This is a genomic window from Rhodococcus sp. AB351 (assembly GCF_049538275.1).
Classification (GTDB): domain Bacteria; phylum Actinomycetota; class Actinomycetes; order Mycobacteriales; family Mycobacteriaceae; genus Rhodococcus.
The window spans coordinates 1-9074 of record NZ_JBMVFW010000027.1 but is presented as its reverse complement, the minus strand read 5'-3'; the positions used below and the strand labels follow the sequence as shown (position 1 = coordinate 9074).

7 protein-coding genes and 2 pseudogenes are annotated in these 9074 nt (G+C 61.6%); 3 read left to right on the top strand and 6 right to left on the bottom strand.

Annotated elements, in window-relative coordinates:
* From ACPCXD_RS22725 to ACPCXD_RS22715, 3 genes and pseudogenes are all read left to right on the top strand, one after another.
* A pseudogene (locus tag ACPCXD_RS22725) lies at window positions 1–250 on the top strand (hypothetical protein); the annotation flags it as partial.
* Between the two features lie 72 nt (window positions 251–322).
* Window positions 323–1561 carry a dienelactone hydrolase family protein gene (locus ACPCXD_RS22720; protein WP_145693097.1) on the top strand — a complete coding sequence of 413 codons (1239 nt, stop codon included), beginning with the start codon at window positions 323–325 and terminating at the stop codon, window positions 1559–1561.
* Window positions 1558–2316: an SDR family oxidoreductase gene (locus ACPCXD_RS22715; protein ID WP_186455282.1), complete on the top strand. Its 759-nt coding sequence runs from the start codon at window positions 1558–1560 to the stop codon at window positions 2314–2316. The genes ACPCXD_RS22720 and ACPCXD_RS22715 overlap by 4 nt, the downstream gene beginning before the upstream one ends.
* A 223-nt stretch (window positions 2317–2539) precedes the next feature.
* Here ACPCXD_RS22715 and ACPCXD_RS22710 read toward each other — a convergent pair whose 3' ends face one another.
* From ACPCXD_RS22710 to ACPCXD_RS22685, 6 genes and pseudogenes are all read right to left on the bottom strand, one after another.
* Entirely contained in the window at window positions 2540–4165 is a 1626-nt protein-coding gene (locus ACPCXD_RS22710; RefSeq protein WP_423661189.1) for an AMP-binding protein, read from the bottom strand.
* 108 nt (window positions 4166–4273) lie between these two features.
* On the bottom strand, window positions 4274–5884 hold the full coding sequence (locus ACPCXD_RS22705) for an ATP-dependent acyl-CoA ligase (protein WP_423661188.1): 1611 nt from the start codon (window positions 5882–5884) through the stop codon (window positions 4274–4276).
* A complete protein-coding gene (locus tag ACPCXD_RS22700) occupies window positions 5881–6189 on the bottom strand; it encodes a Zn-ribbon domain-containing OB-fold protein (RefSeq protein ID WP_423661190.1) in 309 nt (102 codons plus the stop codon). The genes ACPCXD_RS22705 and ACPCXD_RS22700 overlap by 4 nt, the downstream gene beginning before the upstream one ends.
* Window positions 6190–6203: 14 nt before the next feature.
* Window positions 6204–7349, bottom strand: a complete 1146-nt coding sequence (locus ACPCXD_RS22695; RefSeq protein WP_423661187.1) for a thiolase family protein — start codon at window positions 7347–7349, stop codon at window positions 6204–6206.
* Complete coding sequence (locus ACPCXD_RS22690) at window positions 7346–8716, bottom strand: MFS transporter (RefSeq protein WP_423661186.1); 1371 nt, start codon at window positions 8714–8716, stop codon at window positions 7346–7348. Before ACPCXD_RS22690 ends, ACPCXD_RS22695 begins: the two co-directional genes overlap by 4 nt.
* Window positions 8717–8860: 144 nt before the next feature.
* Window positions 8861–9074, bottom strand: a pseudogene (locus ACPCXD_RS22685) (cupin domain-containing protein); the annotation flags it as partial.

Below are 9074 nucleotides of genomic sequence, written 5' to 3'. Positions count from 1 at the left end.
GGGCCGCGGTCACTCCATCATCGGCGGACAGCGGTTCGACTGGCAGGAAAACGACATCTTCTGCGTGCCCTCGTGGGCCTGGCACGAACACGCCAACGACGACGACCGCAACGATGCGTGCTTGTTCTCGTTCAACGACTTCCCCGTCATGCACGCACTCGACCTCTACCAAGAAGCCGCCTACACCGACAACAACGGACACCAAACCGTAGAAGACGCCCTCGAACCGACGACGACGGTGCAGCAGTAAGTACATCACCACCGTGGATGCAGTGCCCCGAGCACCGCAGACAACGGCCTCGAAGAAGGATCTGAAACTTCCATGGGTAAGTACATCGATATCGTTAAGGCCTCTGGCGAAACATTCGCCGCCTACCTCGCCGAACCCGAGCAGGGATCCGGCCCCGGCCTGGTCTTGTTACAGGAGATCTTCGGCGTCAACGACTACATGCGCGAAACTGCCGAGTTGTACGCCCGAGAAGGCTATGTCGTGCTCGTGCCGGACCTGTTCTGGCGATCCGAACAGCGCGTGGAACTGGGTTACGACGACGACGGCGTTGCCCGCGGACTGCAACTTCGAGATGCGCTCGACAACGACACCGCGATCGACGACATCGCCGATACCGTTCGCACCCTGCGTGCGTTCGACAATCAGGCCGGGGGGGTTGGCATCGTTGGATACTGCATGGGCGGGTTACTGTCCTATCTATCGGCGGTACGTCTCGACATCGACTGCGCGGTAAGTTATTACGGTGTCGGCGTACATGAGCACCTCGACGAGGCAAAGAACCTGCAGGTGCCGACTGCATTCCACCTGGCCGAGCTGGACGCATTCTGCCCCGAGCCGGCGCGAACCGCTATCCGTGCAGCGTTTACCGACAACGATCTTGTGCAGATCTACGACTACGACGGTGTAGACCACGCGTTCGGCACGACCGGACGAGACGTATTCGATCCGGTTGCAGCCGACCTCGCTTACGCTCGAACACTGGCAGTGCTACGCAACACGATCGGCCCCCGATACGATCTCAACGCGATCTGGGACGATCACGTCTACCACGAATTCGTCACCCGCGATGTGCCCGCGACCATGGCGACGATGATCGATGAACCGTACGTCAACCACATCCCGACACTTACTGGCGGAGTGGGACAGAAGGATCTGTCCCGGTTCTATGCCTACCACTTCGTCCCTACCAATCCCTCCGACCTGAAGTCCATCACCCTGTCTCGTACCGTCGGTGCCAACCGGATTGTCGAAGAACAGCTGCTGTGCTTCACACATGATCGAGAGATGGATTGGCTTCTTCCCGGTATCCCGCCCACCGGCAAGTATGTGGAGATCCCCCTCGTGGCCATCGTCACCATCGAAGGCGACAAGCTTTGCAACGAACATATCTACTGGGATCAGGCCAGTGTGTTGGTGCAGATCGGCTTGCTGGAACCGACCGGACTTCCTGTGGCAGGAATCGAACAAGCACGCAAGCTGGTCGACAAGACTTTGCCGTCGAATGAGATGATGGCGAAATGGTCCACCAGCGAGGGAAAGCCGATTTCGTGACGGCCTCCGCACCGGAACAACACCGCAGCGCTTTGGTCACCGGCGGCGCCGGCGCCATCGGACGACATATCTGCCTTGCTCTGGCCCGATCCGGGTTCGCCGTTGGAGTCGGCTATCGAGGTGACAGCACACGGGCACAGGAAGTCGTAGATGAGATCAACACCGAGGGCGGAGCCGCAAGGGCCGTCCCAGCGGTGCTGGACGATCCGGACTCGGTGATTCCGACGATCGCAAGGATGCACGCCCAACTCGGCCCTCTGGGTGTGCTGGTGAACAATGCGGTGGCCTGGCCAGACAATGTCGAGCAGGCGGAGCCTTTCTACCAGACCACAATGGACTGGGCGTCGCTTGTGCGCACGAATCTCGAGGGCACCTTAGCGATCACTCGGCATTGCGCACAGACAATGGCCCACCACCACTGGGGACGAATAATCACCGTCTCCACCGATCTGGTCGACGGTTCGATGCAGTCCGATGTCTCGTACATCGCCGCCAAGGGCGGGATGACTGCGGCCTCACGCGCGCTGGCGTGGGAGCTGGGGCCGGCAGGAGTCACAGTCAATCTCGTAGCTCCCGGCCTGACCGCCGAGAAAGGCGCCACGATTGCCCCGCATGTCGTCGCCGAGCTCGTCGAACACACTCCGCTTCGCCGGTTGGTGACAGCGGCCGAGGTCGCCGCGGCGGTGGCGTTCCTCGCGTCCGAGAATGCAGGCGCGATCACAGGACATGTCCTGACGGTCAGCGGCGGGCACTGAATCTCTTCGTTCCTTCGCTTCCGTCGAGCAGCAAAGGACGTAACGGAACCCGTGCGCCGCACACCCCGGCCGATAGACGAGGACAACGACACCGGACCCTAGACAGATGCAGTGCCCCGCCAAGCTCATCCTTGGCGGGGCACTGCATCTGTCCAGGACGAGAACCTCGCCTGCTTCAGAGTGACTGAACGCAACTCGTCTCGGAGCTGAACCCGTGGTACGGCTACAGCTTTTCCCACGTGTCGTCGGTGACACCCTCGTTCCGAAGAACTGCCTTGGACACCTTGCCGTTGGCAGTCAGCGGTAAGGCGGCGACTATACGCACATAGCGGGGCAGCGCAAAGGCCGGCAGATGAGGTTCCGCGAATGCCATCAATTTTTCGATCTCGGTGGTACTACCGTCGGTCATCTGCAAGCACACCATCACTTCGTCCTCACCGAGATCACTCGGTACTGCGATCGCTGCTGCTGCAGCCACCTCCGGATGCTCGAGGAAGGCAGCTTCGACTTCGTAGCTGGAGATGTTCTCGCCGCGGCGACGGATCGAGTCTTTCAGCCGGTCGACGTATCGGTACATACCATCTGACTGTTTCCTCACCAGATCACCGGTGTGAAACCACAGATTGCGACGTGAGGAAGTCGTGGCCTCGGGGGCGTTGAAATACCCCGCCGAGATCAGAGCAGGTTGCCGGGGGCGAATGACGAGCTCACCGACGTGCCCGTCCGGCAGCGGGCAATCCGCGGCATCGACGACAGCGACCTCGTAGTCCGGATGGGGAAATCCCAGCAGTCCTTCGGTGTGCTGGCCCAACGGGGTATAGAACGCCACTCCGATTTCGGTCATGCCGAAGCCCTCGGCCACTTCGACTCCGAAGTGGTCTTCGAAGTCGCGTTTGATGGCAGGTTCGATGCCTGGTCCGAGGATCACACGCAGTGCGGAGTTCTCCTTGTCGAACACCTCGGGTTTGCGGTTCCACAGCATGCTGCTCATCGCCCCCAGAAGGAAGGTGACCGTGGCCTCGGACTGACGCAGGCGGTCCCAGAACGCCGACACCGAGAACTTCGGACCGATGACCGCGCGTGCCTGGGCGCCCAGCGCCTGCAACAGCGTGGTCAGCGCATTGGTGTGAAATAGCGGCAAGCAGGTGTACAAGGTGTCGGCCGACGTCAACTGCAACTGCTCGGTGCAGATCACCGACCACCAAAAGAACTGCCCATGGGGCATGATGACACCCTTTGATGGTCCCGTGGTACCCGAGGTGAACAAGATGGCCGCCGTCGTCTCCGGCGCTACCGTAACTGCTTCGGCGCCGGTCTCCCCGAGCTGGAACTCGACTGCATTCGCTACCGAAGCGTGGTGTCGATCCACTTCATCGTCGGCATATCCGTCCAGTGGCTCTGTCGAGATCCGGACCAACACCGGATCCGGGTGATCGAATACATCGCTCGCCTCGGCGAGATTGGTCTCGGTGACACGATCGAACACCACCACAGTAGGGCGTGCTGCGCGGAGTTGGTGGCGCAGCATCTCCCCCCGCAGTGCAGGGTTGAGAGGAGTGAATACTGCTGCGCTCCACGCACACCCGAGGAACAGTTCGATCATTTCTCGGCGATTGGCGGTGGCGACGACCACCCGGTCCCCGGGTGTGACACCGTGACGCTGCAAGAACTGCGCACAGCGGGCAGCGACATCGGCGAGGTCACGTCCGGTATAGGAGCGATCGGCGACGGTCAGTACCGGTTCATCCGCCTGGTGTTCAGCAGCGTGACAAATGATTTCTTGGAGCGTACGACGTCGATGAGGCCACTGACGCCACGGATGCGCGCCGATCGATGCTGGGGTCTTCATTGTGCACTGTCTTTTCTGTCACCACCGGATCGGTGGCCACGTAGATAGGCCGCAATATCGGCAGGGCAGCCGAAGACTCCGGCAGCCCTGCCGTCACGGAAAGCGGTGTTACCGATCGTGAATGTGTTCGCGATCCCATGTGGTGTCGGTCCTGCCGCGCTCGCGGAGTTCCGCTTTGCGTATCTTGCCGTTGGCGGTCCTGGGCAGTTCGGCAACGATGTCGACGAAGCGGGGCACAGCGAACTTGGCCAGCCTGTCGCTGCAATGGGCCACGATGTCTGCTGGGTGCAGTTCGTAGCCCTCCTTGGGCACGACCGAGACCATGACCTCGTCCTCGGCCATGTCCGATGCCACCGGAAACGCCGCGGCGGTTTCCACGCCGGGATGCAGACAGAGAACCTGCTCGACCTCGAACGAGGAGATGTTCTCGCCGCGACGCCGGATCACGTCCTTGAGACGATCGACGAATCTGAACCATCCGTCCGGCTCCCGGACCACCCGATCACCGGTATGGAACCACAAGTTCTGCCAGGCTTCGACGGTCTTGTCCGGCATGGTGAAGTAGCCGGTGGCGAAGCCGAACGGCACACGGGATCGCAACAGCAGTTCGCCCGGAGTACCGTCCGGAACTTCCACGTCGTATTCGTCGACGACAATCGCGTCGAAGTCGGGTTGCACGCGCCCCAGATAACCGGCCCGAGGCGCTTCTGGCGCCGAGTTGATCGCCGCGTTCGTTTCCGTGGATCCGAACCCGTCGCTGAGATCGAACCCGAAACGCTGCCGGAAAGGTTCGAACAAGGTGGCCGGTGTGGCCGGTGACAACGCGATACGCACCCGGTGGGCACGGTCGAAGGGACCTGGCTCACGGGACCACAAGATGTTGATCATCGCGCCGAGCAGATAGGTGACCGTAGCACCCGATTCGGTGACCTCTTGCCAGAATCGACTGGCGGAAAATCTCCTGCCGACAACGAAAGTGGCACCCGAGACCAGAGCCTGGACGAACGTATTGAGGGCATTGGTGTGGAACAACGGCAGACAGGTGTAAAGGACATCCTTCTCGGTGATACCGAGCTGCTCACTGACATTGACGCCCCACCAGTAGAACTGGGCATGAGGGCAACACACTCCCTTGGACACACCGGTGGTGCCCGAGGTATAGAGCAGTGCTGCGGTGTCTCCTGGAGCAACAGGCGCGGCCGGTCTCGCACCCGAGAGTACGGGGAATCGCTCGACACGTAGCGCAGAAACCGGCTCGGCGGAAGGGCTGTCCAAGGACCACACCCGCTCCAATGTGGAGGGGAGGGTGATCTCCTGGAGCCGTTCGAGCAGAGCGGATTCGATGACCAGAATGCGGGCGCCGGAGTTGGCCAGCGCATGGAGAAGTTGCTCTCCTCGCAGTTCTGCGTTCAAGGGCACCGCCACCGCCCCCATCCAGGTAGCTCCCAGGATGGTTTCCAGCAGTTCGAGTCGATTGCCCGCCAGTGTCGCGACCCGGTCTCCGGACCGGATTCCAGCCTGTTCGAGCACCGCGGCCGTCATGGCAGCGCGATCACGAACCTGGATGTAGGTGTAGGACGAGCCGTCGATCTCGAGCAATGTCTTGCTCCCGAAGGCGTCGGCCTGTCGGTTCAACAACGCCGGCAACGTGCATTCGGTGATGGGCAGTCCACGCAAGGGCGCGGACGCACGTTCGCGTGCAGCTAGTTCCACTGTCATCGTTTCTCCTGGGCGTGGGGTGTCGGTACGTACCCGATCGGGTTGTCCGGCGCTGTCGGAGGTATCGAGGTCAGCTCGATCGTCATGCCCGGTGTGATGGGCGGACCGTGGACGGCCGCGACGACGATAGGACCGAGGTCGCAGCGGACGGAGGCGAAGCGAGTAGGTGGGTCGGTGTGTTGGGCGGTCCACTCTTCGACGGTGCCCTGCCGTGCCATGACGTTCTCGAATTCGTGACCATGGCAGTGAGGGCACAGGAGCCGGAACGGAAAGGCGACGGTGGCGCATCGGGTGCAGCGCTGCATCTGGATTCCGGTAGTCACATCGCCTCCAGAATCGTCATGTTGGCGCACGCACCATAGCGGTAGGTGACCATGCCGTATCCGGTCACTGCCGCCAGGCGTGCTTCGACTTGTCGCTTCCCGGCGTGCCCGAGCAATTGCGTAGTCGCTTCAACGAGCCCGTGCAGTCCCCCTGCCGACCCTGCCTGGCCTGCGGACAATTGCCCGCCCGAGGTGTTGACGGGCCATCGGTGGTGGAGCATGCGATGCACCGCTTTGCCGAAGTCGTCATCAGGCACGAGTCCGAGGTCGGCGAGTTGGATGAGCACCATCACGGGGTAGTCGTCGTAGACGTTGACGAGCTCGATATCGGTCGGGTCCACGCCGCTGCGCTCCCACAGACCGGGTGCGATATCTGTCAATCCTGTCTGTAATCCGTCACCGGTGTGGTTGTCCCAGTTGATACTCCCGCCGATGGCGCGAACTCGGACAGTATGTCGGTCGGCAGCCAGGTCCGCTCGGGTGACGACGACAGCATCAGCACCGCTGACGGGGGGAACGCAGTCGAAACGCCGCAGCGGTGCGGCCACCATCGGGGCGGCAAGGTAATCGTCGAGTGTCATGGGCGTGCGGTAGACCGCACGGGGATTCAGCGATGCCCATTGCCGCTGGGCCACAGCGATGGCACCGTAGTCGGTTTCCGCCAGTCCGTACTTTTTCATGTGGCGTTGGGTCAGCAGAGCGAACATTGCGTTGGGACCCGACATACCGGCAGATGTGACGTGGTCTCGAGTAATGCCGTTGTATTCGGAGACCAGGGCCCGGAAGTCGTCATGAGTCATACGGTCACCAGCGGCGATGACAATGGTGTTGGCGTCGCCGGCTTCGACTGCGCGTACCGCGTGTTGGAGCATGTTGACCCCGCTGGCGCCGCCGTTGGTGTCTTCCATGATCCAGCGCAGACTCAAACCACACTTCATGGCCAGATCGACAGTATGGTCGGGTTTGAGGGTGAAGCTCGATACCGCCAGGCCATCGATATCCGCAATCGTCAAACCCGCGTCGGCGACAGCACTGCGGATGGCGGCAGCAAGCATCGATTGTGTAGTCGTAGCGGCGGCGGGATGCCGAGTGTAGGGCTCTTCCGCAGCACCGATGAGGACAGCAGTGTTGGCGGCGCTCATACCGACTCTCCGATGCGTCCTGTGTTCACTGAGTTGTGATCGCGACCCGAGCCCGGCGTCGAGGTCTGGAACCGGCTTGCGGTCTCGGGAGCGCAGTAGACCGCAATGGTGCTGATCAGACCGAGGATCGCCAGGTAAATCGCGATCGGCCAGAAGTGACCGGCCCAGGCGAGCAGGGCCGTAGCGATGAGTGGGGCAATGCCACCGGCGAAGATCGCCGCGACTTCATGGCCGATCGACAGACCGCTGTAGCGGACCTTGCCAGTGAACAACTCGCTGAAGAAACTCGGTTGGGTGCCGATCATGGCGCTGTGGCACAGACCCACGGCGACGATGATGGCAATCCAGATCATTGCCGGTGTTCCCGTGTTCATCAGCAGGAAGAACGGCACTGCCCACACGACGACGCCGATCGCACCGAAGAGATAGACCGGTCGGCGACCCACACGGTCGGACAGTCTGCCGAAGCCGACCATGGTGAAGGTCTGCACGACGTTGGCAGCAATGATGGCCGGCAGGATGACGTCGCTGCTGATACCCAGATGACTGCCGTATGCCAGGGAGAAGACCAGAAAAATGTAGGAGCCGCCGTTCTCGGCCATCCGCGCACCGACCGTGAGCAGGATGGAGCGCCGTTGCGTGCGAATCGCCTCGAGTGCGGGGTAACGCTCGACCTTGCCTTTGGTCTGCAGCTCCTGGAAGACAGGGGTTTCGGTGATCTTCATGCGGATGATCAAACCGGCGAGCATGAGAACCAGACCCAACAGGAAGGGGATGCGCCAACCCCATGTCAGAAACTGCTCATCCGGAAGGAGAGTGACCAGGGCGAAGACCGACGATGACAAGATGAAACCGATGGTGACGCCGACCTGGCTGAAAGCGGAGAAGAAGCCTCGGCGATGAGGTTGAGCATTCTCACTGATCAGCAGCACAGCACCGCCCCATTCACCGCCGACTGCGATGCCCTGGATGATGCGAAGCACAACCAGCAGGACCGGGGCCCAGAATCCGATTTGCTGATAGGTGGGAAGCAGACCGATCAGGGCGGTACATACGCCCATCATCATCAAGGTGATCACGAGCATCGACTTACGGCCGAGTCGGTCACCGAAGTGACCGAAGACAACACCACCGATGGGGCGGGCGACGAAGCCGATGGCGAAGGTGCCGAAAGCCGCCAGCGTACCGGTCAACGAATCATCGCCGGTGAAGAACAACGGGCCGAAAACCAGTGCGGCGGCAGTGCCGTACAAGAAGAAGTCGTACCACTCGAGGGCGCTGCCGATCAAGCTGGCTGTTGCGACCCGCTTGATCGGAGTCGCCGGTGGTGAGGGGTTGGATCCGGGATTGCCGGTGTCAGTTGTCATCGATCAGGTCCTTCGAACGTCTCACGTCCCGTGCGGAAATATGTTCGGGAATGGGAGGGGATGTGGGGAGGGGCTTGTGGGGTCGGGCTCGATGGTGCGATCACTTTCGCAGTTGGGAGCCCCTCAAGGTGACCGAGGTGGCGGTCACGGGTGCTGGTGTCCGTGGTTGTCGGTGTAGGCGGCTTCTTGGTAGAGGTCGAGTGCGTGCATGACGGGGAAGTCGTTGAACGAGAACAGGCACGCATCGTTGCGGTCGTCGTCGTTGGCGTGTTCGTGCCAGGCCCACGAGGGCACGCAGAAGATGTCGTTTTCCTGCCAGTCGAACCGCTGTCCGCCGATGATGGAGTGACCGCGGCCT